We start from the raw sequence: 16,317 nt of genomic DNA, 5'->3' as shown, positions 1-16,317 counted from the left end.
TGAAGGAGATTTCATGCCTCTCGACCCGTTTCACCTCGCTGAGAGTCTCCAGGCGAAGGCCGCTCCTGAACTGATCGACGCCGATCGCGATCACCTCCGGAGGATAGCGGACACGCTCGAGGCGCAACGCGCAGACGTGATGTCGCGCCTGACCGCGGTGCAGCGCCAGGAGGCGCAGCTCGGCGATGGCGCGGTCGACCGGGATCTGGAGATACGCCGCCTGAGTGGACGACTCCGCGTGCTCCAGCGCTACCGCATGGACGTCTGCCTGGGGCGCATGAGCCCGGAGGACGGCGAACCGGTGTACATCGGCCGTGTGGGGCTGGCAGCGGCCGACGGTTCCCGGCTCCTCATCGACTGGCGCACCCCGGCCGCGGAGCCGTTCTTCGCCGCGACCATGGAGAACCCGCGGGGCCTCCTCTCGCGACGTCGGTATCGCTGGACCGACGGACGTATCAGCGACTACTGGGACGAGGCGCTGGCCGATGCCGCGCTCGACGGTGCGGCGTCTCTCGATGATCAGTCCGCATTCATCGCCGGCCTCGGCGCCCACCGCACGGCACGGATGCGTGACGTGCTCGCGACGATCCAGGCCGATCAGGACGCGATCATCCGCACGCCCTCCCCGGGCACACTCGTCGTGGACGGGGGTCCCGGCACCGGGAAGACGGTCGTGGCACTGCACCGTGCCGCGCATCTGCTGTACGCGGAGCCGCGGCTCACGCAGAGCGCAGGAGGCATGCTGCTGGTCGGACCCCATGCCCACTATCTCGCGTACGTCGAGGATGTGCTGCCGAGTCTCGGCGAAGACACCGTGAGGCTGTCGACCCTGCGCGATCTGGTGCCGGAGGGAGCGTCGGCAGCACGCGACGAAGATCCACCGGCGGCGGCGCTGAAGGCCTCGCTCGATCCCGTCACGATGCTCGAAAAGGCGACGAAGTGGTTCGAACGCCCACCGCAGCGCGCGATGCGTCTCGAATCGCCATGGGCCGACCTCTGGATGAGCCGCGAAGAGTGGACGGAGTTGTTCTCCGGCGCGGACCCCGCCCTCTCACACAACGAGGCACGGGACGGGGTCTGGGAGGAGGTCCTCGAGCTGCTGACCGACCAGGTCCACGACGGCGACGTTCCGCCTCATCTCATCCGAAGGTGGCTGCGTCAAGACGAGGAGCTCACCGGGACATTCGTACGCGCCTGGCCGATGCTCTCCCCGACCGCGGTGGTCGCGCGGCTGTGGAGCGTGCCCGAGTTCCTGAGGCACTGTGCACCGGAACTCTCGCCCCGAGAGATCGCACTCCTGCAGCGGGAGGTCCCGGACGCCTGGACCATCGCCGACCTGCCGTTCCTGGATGCTGCACGCCGCCGCATCGGGGATCCCGACGCCGTGCGCGAGGAGCACCGCCGTCAGTTCGTGATCTCTTCGGCGCAGGAGCAGATCTCCCATGTCGTCGATCACCTGATCGAGGACGATGACAGCGAGATGAAGGTCATGTCCATCCTTCGCGGCCAGGATGCGAGGAACGTGCTGCTCGGTGTCGACGCCCCGCCCGCGCTCGCCCCCGATGAGCTGGCTGGGCCGTTCGCGCATATCGTCGTCGACGAGGCCCAGGAGCTCTCGGACGCGGAATGGCGGATGCTCCTCGCACGCTGCCCCTCGCGCAGTCTCACGATCGTCGGCGACCGGGCGCAGGCGCGGCATGGCTTCACGGAGAGCTGGGAGGAGCGGCTCACGCGTGTCGGGCTTCGCGACGTCCGGATCGCCCATCTGAGCGTGAACTACCGGACCCCGGCCGAGGTGATGGCAGAAGCGGAGCCCGAGATCCGCGCGGCGATCCCGGACGCGAACGTGCCGACCTCGGTGCGCGAGAGCGGGACACCGGTGCATCACGGCGTCGTCGACTCCCTCCCCGGCCTGCTGCGCACCTGGCTCGACGGGCATCCGGACGGTGTCGCGTGCGTGATCGGCGCCCCGGAGTTCCCCCCGACCGCGCGAGTACGATCGCTGACTCCCGAGGATTCGAAGGGCCTGGAGTTCGATCTGGTCGTCCTCGTGCGTCCAGAGCAGTTCGGGCACGACATCACCGGCGCCGTGGATCGGTACGTGTCGATGACCCGCTCGACCCGGCAGCTCGTCGTGCTCCGATGACATCGTGTCAGCGCTTCGGACGCCGATCCGCTCGGCTGATGCGTCTCCCCGGTCACGCCAGCGCGTCACGCAGAGCGAGGAGATGAGCGCGGCTGCGCGCTGATGCGGCTGGTTCATCACGGTCGGCGATCGCTTCCACCTGCGCGGCATGGGCGTCGTGGTCGGCATCGTCGCCGAACTCGCGACGCAGGCGGAGCATCTCGATCATGGACTCGCGCAGCCGGGGGGTGAAGCTGTCGAACAGATCGAGGAGAACCGGGTTGTGCGAGGCGGCGACGATCGTCCGATGAAACGCGGTGTCGGCATCGACATGGCTTTCGATGTCTGACCGCTGCGCGCCACGATCGGCGAGGGCGCGACGGATGCTGCGCAGGTCTGCGGGGGTACGTCTCACAGCGGCGAGCGCCGCAGCTTCGGTCTCGATCGCGATACGCGCCTCGATCACGGCGGCGATGCCGGCCTTGCGCAGTACCGCGTCCCAGTCTTCCGGGGCGTCGAGCGCCGTCACGAACACGCCAGCGCCCTGTCGCGAGGCCAGCACCCCGCGCCCGGCGAGCTGGCGGATCGCCTCGCGCACGGTGGAGCGGCCGACGCCGAGCTGCGGGGCGAGCGTCGTCTCGCCAGGGAGCTTCTCCCCCAGTGCCCATTCCCCGGCGCGGACCCGCTCCAGCAGAAGCTCCGCGGCCTGGTCCGCCAAGGGCGCACGTCTGACCTGTGCCATGCGTCGACTCCGATCTCTCCCCTCAGATCTTCTCATCCGGCCAAATTTGTCTACTTGTCTGAGGAGTTGTGCTACAGTCTAGCCATGTTCTCGTCAGAGCACCTTCTTCTTCGCCGCCACGGCGGGGCGTAGCCGGACCGGCTCCCCGTCGTGGGGTCGATCGTGTGCCGGTCGCAATTCTCGACGAAGGATCCGCACCGACATGACCACGACATCGTTCCCCCGCCTCTCCACCCCCGCCGGCCCCATTCCCCTCCAGGCCCCCTTCTGGAACCGGCAACGGCACTCCTCGATGCCATCGCACCGCTATCGCGACGTCTACTCCCGGGTGGAGGTGCCCCAGACCGAGCGGGACTGGCCCGCGAATCGGCTGACCGCAGCCCCCCTGTGGGTGCCGGTCGATCTGCGCGACGGCAACCAGGCGCTCGCCGAGCCGATGGACCCCGCACGCAAGCGCCGCTTCTTCGAGCTGATGGTGACGATGGGCTACAAGGAGATCGAGGTCGGGTACCCCTCGGCGTCGCAGACCGACTACGACTTCGTCCGGCTGATCGCCGAGGGTGGCATCGCCCCCGATGACGTCACTGTCGTGGTGTTCACTCCCGCGCGCCGGGACCTCATCGAACGCACCGTCGCGTCCATCCAGGGCATCGCCAATCCGGTCGTGATCCACATGTACACCGCGACTGCACCGACCTGGCGCAGCATGGTGCTCGGCCGCGAACCCGAAGACCTGAAGCAGCTGATCCTGGCAGGCGGACGCGATGTGTGGGAGCTAGCCGGGGACATGCCCAACGTGCGATTCGAGTTCTCCCCCGAGGTGTTCAACCTGACCGAGCCCGACTACGTGATCGAGATCTGCGACGCGATGACCGCACTGTGGCACGCCACGCCGGAGCGTCCGGTGATCCTCAACCTCCCGGCGACGGTCGAGGTCGCCACCCCGAATGTGTACGCCGACCAGATCGAGTACATGCACAAGAACCTCGCGCGCCGCGACGCCGTGATCCTCTCGGTGCACCCCCACAACGACCGCGGCACCGGCATCGCGTGCGCCGAGCTCGCGGTGCTGGCCGGAGCACAGCGAGTCGAAGGCTGCATCTTCGGCAACGGCGAGCGCACCGGCAACGTCGACATCGCCACTCTCGCCCTGAACCTGCATGCGCAGGGCGTCGATCCGATGATCGACTTCTCCGACATCGACGAGATCCGCCGCACCGTGGAGCACTGCAACCGGATCGAGGTGCATGCCCGTCACCCGTACGTCGGCGACCTGGTGCACACGGCGTTCAGCGGCACCCACCAGGACGCGATCAAGAAGGGCTTCGCTTTTCGAAAGCTTTTTGCGGCTCACCTTTAGCATCAACAGGCCACAACCAACCAGAACGTGAAAAAGCGTCCTGCGTGTAGCGAACTGCGATGGGCATACTGTAANGATGTGCGACAAAAAAGCGTTCGAAAAGACCCCGCCGACATCGGCCGTGACTACGACGCGGTGATCCGCGTGAACTCGCAATCGGGCAAGGGCGGCATCGCCTACCTGTTGGAGACCGCGTTCGGGATCGAACTGCCTCGTCGGCTGCAGATCGACTTCGCCCGACATGTGCAGCAGCACACGGACACGACCGGCACGGAGGTCACGGCAGCGGATCTCTGGAAGGTGTTCGAGGAGGCCTACCTCCGCGCGGATGTCGACGCCGGCATCGCGATCACCTCGTACGACACCGCCGAGACCGACGGGGATTCCCGCACGCGGATCACCCTGCGCATCGACGGGCGCGAACACACCTCCGCTCATCGAGGCTGCGGTCCGGTCGAGGCGCTCGCCGCAGCGCTCGAGGCTCAGAGCATCCGGATCGACGTCGTCGGTCTGCACCAGACCAGCGTGGGATCCGGCGCCGACAGCGAGGCGCTGACCCTCCTCGAACACCGCACCGCCGACGGTGGCGCCTGGTCGGCGGGGCGGGACCGGTCGGTCCTCTCCGCGACCCTGTCCGCGGTGATCGCTGCCGCCAACCGCATCAGAGCGGATCAGACCGCCTGATGCGTCGTGACACGTGCTGGGGCCTCAGAACTCGCTGAGGTCCCAGGACATGTCGTCGTCGAACACATAGGGATCGAAGACGCCCTCCGTCACCGAGACCACCCGTCCGATGTCGGGGCCGAAGCGGGACCCGTCGCACGCCGAGATCCGCAGGACGTAGATCCCGTAGTTGTAGAACCTCAGCACCCTGGTGGCGACGCCGTCCGCATCGAGAGGGACCACCGCCGACTGGCCGGTGTCGGATTCGACGCAGACGGAACCGTTCGGCGCGCCCCTCATCGTGAACGGGAGGCCGCCACCCATCCCGTCGCGAAGCGTCACCGACGGATAGCTGTCGGGGAATCCGTCGAGCACGATCTGCTCGATGGTGAAACTGAGCGCAGCCGCGTGCGACGCCACGCCGTCCGTGATCGTCCAGACCATCGCAGCGTGAGTTCCGGCCGAGAGCTGCACGGTGCGCAGGTCGAAGGTCCACGCACCCGTCGCATCCGGCGCCGTCCGGTACGTCAGATCGGCGACCTGCACCGCGACCGTCGCCCCCGGCCGCACGACGCCGCTGAAGACCGGCGCGAGGAAGGCAGACGATGGAGCCGCAGAGGCGACCGACGGCGCTGCCGGGCTCGAAGGCACCGATCCCGGCGGCAGGGTCTCCCCCGGCGAGGAAGGAACCGCAGGGGCCGGACGGTCGGCGAACCCTGACAATCCGTCCGGAGTGAAGCGGATGGGGATCTCCGCCGCGGGCGAGGGCTGCAGCGGCCGCCCGACGACGGCCCGGGTCGCGGCGGGCGCCTCGAGCGGGATCGCTGTCGACGTGGTCGCGGCGGGTGGTTCCGCCGTCGCCTGGCGACTCGTGAGCGGGGCCCTGGTCTCGAAGACCGTGGCTGCGGGGGTACCCGTCTGCGACGGGAGCAACGACAGCGTGGTGGCGCCGAGGCCGACGGCGAGTATTCCGACCGCCGCGGCCGCAGCGCCCAGAGGACCGACCCCGGCGGCCGCCGTGATGGTGGCGGGTGCGACCCACCACGACGATGCCGCAGGGAGGACGACTCCGAGCGCGGCGAGACTGCCGATGGAAGCCGCCGCCTTCCGGCCCTCGCGATACGACGCACGCAGCTCACCATCGATGGCATGGCACCGAGGGCACACGGCGAGGTGACGCGACAGCTTCGCGCTCATCGGAAGCGGCCCTCGAAGGATCGCGCGGGGCAGATCCCCGGCGATGTGAGCGGGGTCCGTCCGAAGATCAGCCGGGATGTGCTGCTCCAGCCACCGCAGCCGGAGTCCGTGACGGGCTCGCCGATGCAGGGACGACACCGCGTTCGGGGCGATGCCGAGCTCTCCCGCGATCACCGGGCGCGCCGCGTTCTCGACATCCGTCAGCCAGAGGATCCGCTGCCAACGCGACGGCAGCTCCTGGAACGCATGCAGCAGCATGGCGCGATCGTCGGCGCGTTCCAGTTCCTGGAGCGGTTCGTCCTCGACGACGAGGTCGGCATCCGGGTCGTGGATCAGACGGGTGCCCTCCCGGTACCAGCGCGCGGCGATGTTCCGGATCACCGCGAACAGGTACCCGCGGAATGCGTCCGTCGGGCCTTTCCCCTGATGCCGGATCTGGTCGTACACGGTCAAGAACGCCTCGGACACGAGGTCATCGGCCTGGGTCGGAGCCCACCGGCGCGCAATGCGGACGGCCGCGCCGACGTGGCGCAGCCAGAGCACCTCGTAGGCCGCGGCATCGCCCTCGCGGAGAGCTCCGACGAGCTCGTCGTCTGGCCACTTCGACATGCCGTTCCTCGCGCGATCCGGGTGAGAGCCGTGGGGAGTCATGCGAAGGATGGTCACAGCGCTGGGGCACCTTCCGGAAGCGGCCTCGAATGTGCTGTCGCACTCCCCAGCAGCGCGACTTTGTCGGCAAGACGGATGCCGACAATCTCACTGTAGTGGTGGTGCACCACGGCGGAGGCGGTGATGTCGCAACGACCCGCGGTTGACCTCCTTTCGGGGGTCAACAGACCCCGTTCGAAGGTCAGGAGAATTCGTCGCGACACTTTTCGCCGGTTTCGCGCACTTCCTCGATGACGGCTCATGCACGCGGCCCGACCGGGAATGCCGACGTGGAGCAGCAGGGAAGGAGATCACGTGTTCGAGGTGCACGGGCATGCGAGACGCGGGAAGCGGGCTGCCGTCGCGGATGGATCCGTGCTGCAGCGCAGCCGGATCCACCAGCTTCTGAGCCAGGAGCTGCGGCTCGACGTGGTGCAGACGGGCGCCGGCATGCGACATCTCTTGGACTGGTTGCGCCGGGCGGACCCGTCGCAGTGGCCGCACCTGATGGTGTTGGCGGTCCCCTCCGCGGGCGATGTCGCCGCTTACTCCCATGCGGTGGGCGCACTGCGCGGGGCGGGAGTGCGTGTGCTCGCGGTGACGTCGTCCCCTGCGCGCCGCATCTCCCGCCGCCTCCTGGCAGACGGAGTGGAGGGGTTCGTCTCGACCGCCGACAGCGAGCAGGAGTTCCTGGCGGCGGCCGGCAGTCTGCTGGCAGGTCGCACGCTCGCCACTGCGCGTGCTCGAGCGGATCTGCAACGCCAGGCGCAGGGACCGCGACTGAGCATCCAGGAGGAGCGCGTGCTCGCCCTCTATGCCTCCGGATTCACGATCGTCGAAGTGGCCGATCGCATCGGAGTGCGGCACGACACCGCGCGCAAATATCTGAATCGCGTGCGCGCCAAGTTCACGGCCGCGGGGTGGCCGGCACGTTCCAAGCTCCAGCTCGCGCGGATCGCCTGGGCCGAAGGCTACGCCGACCCGGAGGCGGACGGGATCCTCACCGACACCGGCCCCCTCCTCACCGCAGACTTCGGTTGAGACGAACGCGCGGTCACGCGGAGCACGGGCGTGACCCCCATCGTGGGTCAAACCGGGAAGAACCCCTCACAGCCACCGTCTTCCCTTCCATAATGAGCCGGGGTCGCGAGAAGGACCCCACCGCGCACGCCGCACCCGGCGTCGCCGCGGAACCGAGAGAAGGATGCTGCCGTGGTCGTGAAGACGAGAGAAGAGAGACGTGCTGTGAGGACCAGACGGAGCATCACCGCCGTCGTGCTCGCCCTGTCGGTCGTCGCACCCGCGTCGTTCACCGCCACGGCCGCCGTCGCCGACGCCGTCGAATCGGGAGATGCGGTGTGGATCGGTTCGCGCGCAGGGCACGGCTACGCCGGCACGGCGATCTTCCCGATCCACGGGGAAACCCCGGCCGACCCGGCCGCTCCGGGGGAACCGGATCTGTGGGCCTACTGCATCGAACACGACGTCTCTGCACTCACGGGTCTGTCGGGGGTCGTGAGTGATCGCGCCGGCTACCTCGGAAGCAACCGGTTCACCGACCCCGCGGTCCAGGCCAGAGTCCAGTGGACCCTGACTCACTCCTACCCCGCTGTAGACCTCCTCGAACTCGAGGCCGCCGCTGGAATCACCGCGCTCTCACGAGACGATGCGATCGAGGCGACGCAGTACGCGATCTGGAACTTCACCGACCTCTGGTCCGATCCCAGCACGCCGTGGGCCTGGGAGACACCGAACTCCGAGGCCGTCTACCACTACCTCGTCGAGGGGGCGCTCGCGGGGGCCGGCCCGACGCCGACCGCGCCGCAGGCGGTCTCCGTGTCCGTGGCGGGGCCCGCGACGGCGCCCATCGCCGGCAGTCTGGCCGGACCGTTCGTCGTGACCACCGATCAGCCGAGCGCGCGTGTCTTCACCGACCCGGCCTATCCCCTCACGGATGCCACCGGATCCGCCGTCGACGCCGACGCGGTCGTCGACGGCCAGGAGCTGTACATCGACCTCCGCGGCGTCGCCGACTCCGGTTCCACGACGCTGACAGCGGTCGTGGACGGCTCCGTGGCGACCGGCCTCGTCGTCTCGGTTCCCACGGTTCCCGGAGAGACGCCCACCAGCGCATCTCACGCGCAGTCCATCATCCTCGTGGGAGCCTCAGACGCCACGACATCCGCCTCCTCGGTGATGACCTGGGCAGCAGCCGCGTCGCCCACGATCGGCACCACGCTGACCGACGCCGCCGACGGCGACCGGATGCTCCCCTCGACCGGAGGCGCGCTGGTCGATCGGATCGCCTACACCGGTCTGACGCCCGGCACCGCCTACACGGTCTCCGGCGCACTGATCCGCAAGAGCGACGCCTCGGCCACCGGGATCACCGGATCGACGACCTTCACCCCCACTGCGGCAGAGGGCACCGTGGAGGTGGCGTTCACGGTGCCGGCCGGGTACGCGGGCCAGACCCTGGTGGCGTTCGAATACCTCTTCCTCGGCGCGACGACGGACGGTGCTCCGATCGCGACGCATGCGGACCTCGGCGATGCAGACCAGACCGTCTCGATCATGGCCGCTCCTGTGGTGGGGGCACCCGAGACAGTCGCAGGCACCTCGGCAGGAGCGACCAGACTCGCGGCCACGGGCGGAGCCCTGCCGATCGGACTCTCGTCCGCCGCATTGCTCGCCGTGCTTGCCGGTGCCGCGTTGATGGCGGTTCGCCGACAGGACAGCGTCTGAATCGCCCGATTCCCTGAACCAACGACGACGGCGGCGGGCGCACCGGGCTCAGTGCACGAGGGCTTTGAGGACCACGAAGACGAGCCCGAAAGACGCCGTGCCCAGCGCGCCGAGGATGCGCGTGAGCAGAGGGCTGCCCCGGCGGAGGAAGGCCACGTAGCCGAGGAAGGCGAGGATGACGACGCCCGACCAGAGGGCGAGATCGTTCGCGAGCCCGTCGGGCATGGCGCGGGTCGTGCCGGCCAGGAGGAACACCGCCGGCACCGTGGCGGAGCTGAGCATGCCCAGGGAGTGCTTCACCGAGGCCGCGAACGCCGCGCGCACGCCCACGGTCTCGCCCTGTTCGCGCTCGTCCCGATCGCTGACCCTGGCCACGGTGCCGGCATAGACATGTGCGCCCCAGAACACCAGCACGGTGACGGCGACGGTCACGAGCACCACCAGTGATGTCTCCCCGTGCGCCGAGGACACCGCCACCAGACCGCTCACGAGAATCGTGCCGTAGACGGCCGCCTCCGTGCCGAATCCCGACCGCAGCGCCTGATGCACCCGGAGGATCCCGTCGTCCGCAGCCGTTCTCCGCCTGTCCGTCACCGCTGTCCCTCCCGGTCCCCGGCGCCGTCGCCGCATCCGACTCCCCTCATCCCTCGACGCGCAGCGGGACCTTCACGTCGCCTCCGGCCTCCTCGGTGATCCGCTCCCCCATCTGCACGAAGGTCGGCGCCGCGATGAACCCCCCGGCGAACAGGGCCTGCCCCTGCACGAAGTCCGCCGACCTGCGGATGGCGTCCTCAGAGGCGAAGCCGAAGACCTCGGCCAGCTCGGCGAGGTCCCGCGGTGCGTTGACACGCATCAGTGCGAGGTTGTCGCACTGCGAAAGCACGTTGGGGTGGATCTTCGTCGGTCGCTGCGTGGAGAGCAACAACCAGAGCCCGAACTTGCGTCCCTCGGCGGCGATCTGCACGAGTTGCTCCGTGAGAGCGCGCTCGACCGCCGTCTCCGGGTTCGGCGAACAGAGGTTGTGTGCCTCATCGATGACGATCAGGACGGGCCGACGCTCCTCACGATGCGCCCAGAGGTGCTCGAGCACGGCCAGGGCGGCGACTTTCGGTTCCGGGGGGTGTTCGAATCCGCCGAGGTCGAGAACGGTCGCACGCGGGCGCTCTTCGATCACATCGACGACCGATCCTGCACCACGCGACCACAGCGCCCACTCCAGCACCTGCAGGTTCTCCATCCGGTTCGCCAGGCGCACCCGTGCAGGGTCTCCCGATGCGCGCAGGCCCGGGAGCATGTCCCGTCCGTCGAAGGTGTGCGCGTCTCGCTCCTCGTGCAGAAGGGCGTTGTACTCCTCCGCATCCGCGATCGGGTCCATCTGCAGAACGGCCGCTTTCGACGCCGGGGCGAGATCGACGTAGCGCACGTGCAGACGCTCGCCCTCGCCGGCACCGGAGCGGAAGACGCGGATGTCGAGTTCCGCCATGCGGTCCGCATCCACCACGCCCGCAGAGGCACGCGTCTCCGGCAGGCGTGTGAAGTCGCCGTTCGGGTCGAGGATGAGCATCGGCAGCTCGGTGTGCAGAAGGAGCTGCTCGAGCACGACACCGAGCGCATAGGTCTTGCCGCTGCCGCTCTGCCCGACCCAGAAGGTGTGCCGGTTGAAGCGTCGGGCATCGAGATCGACCGACGTGTCAGGGTCCTCCAGCGCCGCTCCGATGGTGAGGTTCGTCATCACTCCGATAGGCCTTTCACTCTCGTGATCGTTCTGCCCGGCTGAGGCGCCTCCTCCGAGGCCGGTGGACGACATCATCCTCGGTCGCGCTCGTGCGCACCAGTGTCTTCTGGCCCTTCGACCATGATCGGCGCGGCCGCGCTCCACTACAGTGACAACGTGGGCGCGGAGTGGAGACGACGGGTGCTCGTCGTCGAGGATCAGGGCGCTCTGCGCATGCTGGTGTGCGATCTGCTCGAGCGCCACGGGTTCCAGACCGCCGCGGCCTCCGATGCCGCAGAGGCGACACGACTGTTCACCGAATTCGACCCGGACGCGCTGCTGACCGACATCGATCTGGGCTCCCGCCCGTCCGGAGCCGATCTGGCCGCCATGCTGGTCGAGCTCGCACCCCACATCGCGGTCGTCTTCCTCAGCAGCTACCCCCGCGCCGCCGCGGGGGCCACGGCGATGGGCATCGAGCACGCCGTGTTCGTCGCGAAGCAGGACCTCGACTCTCCCGAGACTCTCCTCTCCGCACTGGAGCGCGCCCTGTCGACGCATCCGACGCCGGCACCTCCCGAAGCAGACTCGGTCGACGCCCTCGGCGCCCTCACGCGGCATCAGCTGGAGATCCTCGCGATGATCGCCCGCGGATGGTCGAATGAGCGCATCGCGGTCGAGACCGGCGGCACGGTCCGTGCGGTCGAACGGTCCATCAGCCGACTGTTCGCGCGGCTAGAGGTGACACGCGATCCGACCGTGAACGCACGCGTGGCGGCGGCGGGGCTGTATCTCGCCGCCTTCGGTCCCGCTCGATGAGGAATCTCCTCCGCGCCGCCGGTCGCGCGGTCGGCAGTGGCCGCTTCCTCACCCCCTGGTCGATCGCCGCCTCGCTCCCGCTCTCGTTGACAGTCATGGCCCCGACAGGAGACGGCGTCGATCCGCTCACCGCGCTCGCGGCGACGGGGGCGACCTGGCTCTGCTTCGGCGCCGCACTCGCCGTCGTCGCCGCGCTGGAACGGTGGAGTCGCACGAGGCGGGCACGCGCCGCCATCGTGATCTCCGGGATCGTCGCCTGCGCGACACTGCGCCCTGTGGTGCAGGACGGCTGGCTACATCTCAGCGGCCTTCCCCTTCCGCCGACGGACCAGCTGCCGTTCCGCATCGCGACGAACATCGTCGTCTGGGCGGTCGTGTTGAGCATCCTCGCCGTGCTCGAATCCTCGCTCCGATCGCTGCGTCGAGCGAACGCCCTGCTGCGATCGGTCGCCCAGGAGCTCGCTCGGGCGAAGCAAGACGCGCAGGTGTTCGCCACCGACGCCGGTCACCTCATCGACCGGGCGCGAGCGACTCTCGATGCGGCGATCATCGATCTGGAACCGACATCCGCCGGCGTCCGCCGCCTCGGCAGCGAGCAGATCCGCGAATGGAGCCACCGCCTCGCCGAACTCTCCGAGGCGAAGGGTGCGGCAGGCCCGCGCAGCGCCGACGACGCTCTCGCCGACGACAGCATCCCCGTCGCCCGCCCCGCCCGGCGACGCCTTCCGTTCCGTGTGCCGCCACCGGGCATGGTCACACTCGTCTACGCGGCGTGCCTGTTCCCCTACGCGGCGCGGACGCAGACACCGCTCGACCTGCTCATCGGGATCGCCGCGCTCGCCGCGGGAGGCGTGCTGGCCGATCTGCTGCCCCGTCGCCGCACGATCACCCGAATCCCCCACCGAGCCTCCTGGGTCTTCGCGCTCCTCTCCCTCGCCGTCGGCGTCGCGCTCGCGGCCCTCGCGGTCGTGCAAGGGGTGACACCGCTCCTGGCGGCCGTCTCCGCGATCGCGTACGTCGGATTCGCGCTCGCCGCCGCATCGTGCGCCGGCGTCCTGCACAGCCTCCGCCGTGAGCAGCACCGACTCTCCAGCGCGGTCTCCGCCGCTCAGGACCTCGCCCGCGCCGGCACACGGCCCACTCGCGAAGGTCTCCGCGCCGCTGCCGACCTCCTGCACGCCGAGGCCCAGGGAGCCTGCATCGTGTTCGCGCTCGCTCACCCGACACCCGCCATCGACGAGGTGCAGCTCCTGCAGGACGACCTCGCCGCGGTGGTGAGACGCCTGCCCGATGCCTTCACCACGGCCCCCGGTCCCTCAGCCCACGTGTCTCTGACCTCACTGTTCGACACCTGGGCGCATGTCATCGACCTTCGCATCGACATCGACGAGGCTGCCCGCGCGGCACTGCAGCATGCGCCGTGGGTGGCGAGGGACTGCTACGACGTCATCGCCGAGGGACTGCTGAACTCCGCCAAACACGCGAGCGAGCGACGAGCGGCTGTGTCGCTCCACCGCGTCACGACGGGCGCCGGGCCTCGGCTTCGTGTTCGCGTCTCCTCGGCCGGCGCGGCAGCGCCCGGGGCACGACTTCGAGCCTCTTCCCGCATGCAGGAACTCGGAGCCCGCCTCATCCGCATCCCCGACGGAGTCACCCTCGAGGCCTCTTTCGCCCTCTCCTCCGTTCCGGCTGTCGTGTCAGCCGAACATCGCGTCCGCACGCGCACCCCGCAGCCGTAACGTCGTCTTCGCCCCGCTCCGCAGGGCATACGAAGACGAACGGACGCGAAGTGAACCAGCTGCACGACCTCCTCCCCCTGGCGGTGGGCATGCTCATCTCGCCGCTGCCCATCGTGGCCATCGTGGCGATCATCCTCGCTCCGCGCGGACGCACGGCGGCACCCGCCTATGCGTCGGTGTTCATCGGCGTCTCCCTCGTGTTCATCATCGTCGGTGCCCTCACCTCCGCCGGCTCCTCCTCGGCCTCCCCGTCCGTTACCGCGAAGACCGTGTCGTTCATCCTCGCGATCGTGCTCACGCTCGGTTTCGCGGCCCTCGCCATCGCGAGCTGGCTCTCGCGTCCGCGCCACGAGCAGCCGCCGAAGGCCCCGGCCTGGCTCGCGGCTCTCGACTCCGTCACCCCGGCCAAGGCAGCGGCGCTGGGCCTGATCATGGCGGTCACCAACACGAAGAACATCCCGCTCGCGCTGAAGGGCGGCGCCCTGATCGGTGAAGCGCATCTCCCCCTGCTCGCGGCAGGAGGGCTGTGCCTCGCACTGGCGGTCATCGGTTCGCTGCCGCTCATCGTCGCGGCCAGTGTCGCGACCAGCGGTTCGGCTGCCGTCACGAAGGCACTCGAGCGGGTGAAGTCCGAGATGATCGCCCACAACGCCATCATCATGACGGTGCTGTTCGCGATCCTCGCCGCGAACGAAGCCGCCCAGGTCATCCGTCATCTGATCTGAACCACGACCATGTCAGGAGCAGCGCACATGTCAGACGAGTCCCTCCCCCGCGACCACTCGCAGGTGGTCACGGCTCCGGCCGGCACCTTCCGCGGCACGGCAACCGGTGCCGTGCGCTCGTGGCGCGGAATCCGCTACGCCCAAGCCCCCGTCGGCCCGCTGCGCTGGCGTGATCCCGTCGCTGCTCCGGCCGCCTCGGGTGAGGTCGATGCCACCGCATACGGCAACGTGTGCCCGCAGAAGCCCAACCCCGCTGTGCCCCTGGGCGACGACGCGGTGATGGACGAGGACTGCCTCGTGCTGAACGTGTGGGCACCGTCGGAGTCACGCGATACCCCGCTGCCGGTGATGGTCTGGCTGCACGGAGGTGCTTACACCTTCGGCTCGTCGAGCCAGCCGTTGTTCGATGCGGCCTCGTTCGTGACGCGCGGCGACGTCGTGATCGTGACGGTCAACTACCGACTCGGCGCTTTCGGTTTTCTGGATCTCGCCGGAGTCCTGCCCGAAGGAGGTTTCGATCGCAACCTGGCTGTGAAGGACGCGCTGCTCGCGTTGCGCTGGGTGCAGGAGAACATCTCCGCGTTCGGGGGCGACGCAGGCAGGGTCACGGTGTTCGGGGAGTCCGCGGGAGGAGGGCTCGTGACGACGCTCCTGGCGACGCCTTCTGCTGAAGGCCTGTTCACGCGCGCGATCGCGCAGTCCTCCCCCGCATCGAGCATGTACGGCACCGAGCGAGCGCGTGACGTCGCCGCCCGGTTCGTGCATGAGCTGGGCATCGATTCGACGGATGCTGCGGCAGTCGCGGGGGCACTGCGCGCGGCATCCGTCGATGACATCGTGGCGGCGAGCATGAGCGTGTACGCGGCCGTGCCGGACGAGGCCCCGGGAACCCTCGCCTTCGCGCCCGTCATCGACGGCGAGCTGATTCCGGAGGCGCCGGTCACGGTCCTGCGCGAGGGACGCGGGATCCGGGTTCCCCTCCTGATCGGGACGAACAAGGACGAGGCATCGCTGTTCAAGTTCATGAAGTCGCCTCTCATCCCGATCACCGACGATCGCATCAGGCAGATGTTCACCGATATGGCCGAGGACAATCCGACGATCACCCTCCCCGCCGTCGCCCAGGTGCAGACGGCGTATGAGAACGTGCGACAGCGCGCCGTGGGTCTCGGCATCGCCCGTGACATCGGCTTCCGCATGCCGACCCTGTGGATCGCGGAAGGACACAGCACGGTGGCCGATGTGTGGCTGTACCGGTTCGATCACGCCGCCCCCTTCCTGCGGTTGCTCGGCCTCGGGGCGACGCACGCGACCGAGCTGCCGTATCTGTGGGGCAATCTGTCGAGCGGACCGAAGGATCCGACGTTCCGGTTGGGCGGTCGACGAGCCGCCGAGGAGATCTCGGTGCGGATGCAGGAGCGCTGGACGGCCTTCGCTCACGGACGCAGCCCTGATTCCCCGACGGCCAAGGACGCGCCTGCGTGGGCCCCCTATTACGCAGGCGAAACGGACAACAGTCGACAGACTCTCGTGATCGAGCGGCAGGACACCCTCGTCGCCGACCTCGATGCACCACTGCGAGCAGCCTGGGGCGATGAGGTGCTCGACTTCCGCTGAGCGCACTCACGACAAGAGCCGCGTCGGCCGTCCTCTTCCGCTCTCCACAGCGCCTCAGTATGGTGGCCGCATAGCCGTTGAGTCATCTCGGCCAGCGGGCCTGCGGAGTCCCCCAACTTGGCGGACCCGGGCGGTCCCTCGAGGCCTCTCCAGAGCCAGAGAGGGACCGCCGCCGCCTCGTTCTCGCACATCGGTCCGGCACGACGGAAATGCGGCTCACGGC

General features: G+C 69.0%; 13 protein-coding genes. 9 read left to right on the top strand and 4 right to left on the bottom strand.

The window, feature by feature from the left end; all coding sequences use genetic code 11:
- Positions 1 to 13 precede the first annotated feature (13 nt).
- Positions 14 to 2,146 carry an RNA polymerase recycling motor ATPase HelR gene (helR, locus tag D514_RS30640; protein ID WP_017830188.1) on the top strand — a complete coding sequence of 711 codons (2,133 nt, stop codon included), beginning with the start codon at positions 14 to 16 and terminating at the stop codon, positions 2,144 to 2,146.
- A 52-nt stretch (positions 2,147 to 2,198) separates the two neighbouring features.
- On the opposite strand, the gene D514_RS30635 is transcribed toward helR, so the two are convergent.
- The gene (locus D514_RS30635) at positions 2,199 to 2,867 is read right to left on the bottom strand and encodes a FadR/GntR family transcriptional regulator (protein ID WP_017830187.1); all 669 of its coding nucleotides are present in this window, start codon (positions 2,865 to 2,867) and stop codon (positions 2,199 to 2,201) included.
- Between the two features lie 202 nt (positions 2,868 to 3,069).
- Here D514_RS30635 and D514_RS39240 point away from each other — a divergent pair, with 202 nt between their 5' ends.
- A complete protein-coding gene (locus D514_RS39240) occupies positions 3,070 to 4,227 on the top strand; it encodes a 2-isopropylmalate synthase (protein WP_017830186.1) in 1,158 nt (385 codons plus the stop codon).
- Positions 4,228 to 4,305: 78 nt separating this feature from the next.
- Positions 4,306 to 4,911 (top strand): alpha-isopropylmalate synthase regulatory domain-containing protein, encoded by a 606-nt coding sequence (locus D514_RS39235; protein WP_236610960.1) that lies wholly within the window; start codon positions 4,306 to 4,308, stop codon positions 4,909 to 4,911.
- A gap of 24 nt (positions 4,912 to 4,935) precedes the next feature.
- Here D514_RS39235 and D514_RS30625 read toward each other — a convergent pair whose 3' ends face one another.
- Positions 4,936 to 6,696 carry a sigma-70 family RNA polymerase sigma factor gene (locus D514_RS30625; RefSeq protein WP_017830184.1) on the bottom strand — a complete coding sequence of 587 codons (1,761 nt, stop codon included), beginning with the start codon at positions 6,694 to 6,696 and terminating at the stop codon, positions 4,936 to 4,938.
- Between the two features lie 354 nt (positions 6,697 to 7,050).
- Here D514_RS30625 and D514_RS38150 point away from each other — a divergent pair, with 354 nt between their 5' ends.
- Entirely contained in the window at positions 7,051 to 7,776 is a 726-nt protein-coding gene (locus D514_RS38150) for a response regulator transcription factor (RefSeq protein ID WP_017830183.1), read from the top strand.
- Positions 7,777 to 7,980: 204 nt separating this feature from the next.
- Positions 7,981 to 9,480, top strand: a complete 1,500-nt coding sequence (locus D514_RS30615) for a VaFE repeat-containing surface-anchored protein (RefSeq protein ID WP_186004843.1) — start codon at positions 7,981 to 7,983, stop codon at positions 9,478 to 9,480.
- A gap of 48 nt (positions 9,481 to 9,528) precedes the next feature.
- On the opposite strand, the gene D514_RS30610 is transcribed toward D514_RS30615, so the two are convergent.
- Complete coding sequence (locus D514_RS30610; RefSeq protein WP_144053043.1) at positions 9,529 to 10,074, bottom strand: hypothetical protein; 546 nt, start codon at positions 10,072 to 10,074, stop codon at positions 9,529 to 9,531.
- A 46-nt stretch (positions 10,075 to 10,120) separates the two neighbouring features.
- Complete coding sequence (locus D514_RS30605) at positions 10,121 to 11,212, bottom strand: ATP-binding protein (protein WP_017830180.1); 1,092 nt, start codon at positions 11,210 to 11,212, stop codon at positions 10,121 to 10,123.
- A gap of 159 nt (positions 11,213 to 11,371) precedes the next feature.
- On the opposite strand from D514_RS30605, the gene D514_RS30600 reads away from it, so the two are divergent.
- From D514_RS30600 to D514_RS30585, 4 genes are read left to right on the top strand one after another with little or no spacing between them, the layout of a single operon-like run.
- Positions 11,372 to 12,013, top strand: coding sequence for a response regulator (locus D514_RS30600; RefSeq protein WP_031205981.1), 642 nt, complete (start codon positions 11,372 to 11,374; stop codon positions 12,011 to 12,013).
- Entirely contained in the window at positions 12,010 to 13,752 is a 1,743-nt protein-coding gene (locus D514_RS30595) for a hypothetical protein (RefSeq protein ID WP_017830178.1), read from the top strand. Before D514_RS30600 ends, D514_RS30595 begins: the two co-directional genes overlap by 4 nt.
- 50 nt (positions 13,753 to 13,802) lie before the next feature.
- Positions 13,803 to 14,477, top strand: a complete 675-nt coding sequence (locus tag D514_RS30590; RefSeq protein ID WP_017830177.1) for a GAP family protein — start codon at positions 13,803 to 13,805, stop codon at positions 14,475 to 14,477.
- Positions 14,478 to 14,504: 27 nt separating this feature from the next.
- A complete protein-coding gene (locus D514_RS30585; protein ID WP_017830176.1) occupies positions 14,505 to 16,094 on the top strand; it encodes a carboxylesterase/lipase family protein in 1,590 nt (529 codons plus the stop codon).
- Positions 16,095 to 16,317 lie beyond the last annotated feature (223 nt).

The organism is Microbacterium sp. UCD-TDU, assembly GCF_000340625.1.
Classification (GTDB): domain Bacteria; phylum Actinomycetota; class Actinomycetes; order Actinomycetales; family Microbacteriaceae; genus Microbacterium; species Microbacterium maritypicum.
The sequence above is the reverse complement of the archived record's forward strand: the minus strand, read 5'-3'. Positions and strand labels throughout refer to the sequence as shown.